Source organism: Mangrovihabitans endophyticus (genome assembly GCF_014646155.1).
GTDB lineage: Bacteria > Actinomycetota > Actinomycetes > Mycobacteriales > Micromonosporaceae > Actinoplanes > Actinoplanes endophyticus.
Window position 1 is genome coordinate 1 of the sequence record NZ_BMMX01000167.1, and the last position, 594, is coordinate 594.

Genomic DNA, 594 nt, shown 5'->3' on the forward strand with positions numbered 1-594 from the left:
ATTCCTATTGAAAATAAGTTAAAGTGGTTTTTCCAAATTTTTTCTGTTTGATTATAGCTAAAGTTACAAGACTTTTAGGCATTTCATGCGCGCTTTCATGCTCAAAAACCACTAAAAGATTTTTTGGATTGAAGCGTTTCAATAGCATTTCTAAAGCTTGAAAACACTTTTCATAAATCCCTAAAAACCCGCTTGTTTCAAAAGGAGGATCAAAATAAAGGATATTCAAAACGCCATTTTTTAAACACAGTGTGGGCAAAAGCTTGAAAGCGTCATCTAAAAAGGTTTGAATTTCAATTTCCTTTTTCAGGCGGTTTTTAAAGAGGGAAATATTTTCTAAAAGCGTGGCATAAGCGCTTTTGTTTTGCTCAAAAAACACCGCGCTTTTAGCCCCCCTACTCAAAGCCTCTAAACCCATAGAAGCGCTGCCTGAAAACACTTCTATAAAATGCACTCCCCTAATTTCTGCTTGCAAGGTGTTAAAAAACGACTCTCTTACGATCGCTTTCGTGGGGCGCGTGCTAGAAATTTTGGGCAAATTCAAGCCCAATCCCTTACAAGCCCCCCCAATAATCTTAAATTTTTTTACTGGCT

General features: G+C 37.0%; 1 protein-coding gene. It reads right to left on the reverse strand.

What is annotated here, in order from left to right:
- Nucleotides 1–4 precede the first annotated feature (4 nt).
- Nucleotides 5–594 (reverse strand): 16S rRNA (guanine(966)-N(2))-methyltransferase RsmD (rsmD, locus tag IEY73_RS34750; protein ID WP_229716450.1); only part of this gene is annotated, 590 nt, incomplete at its 5' end.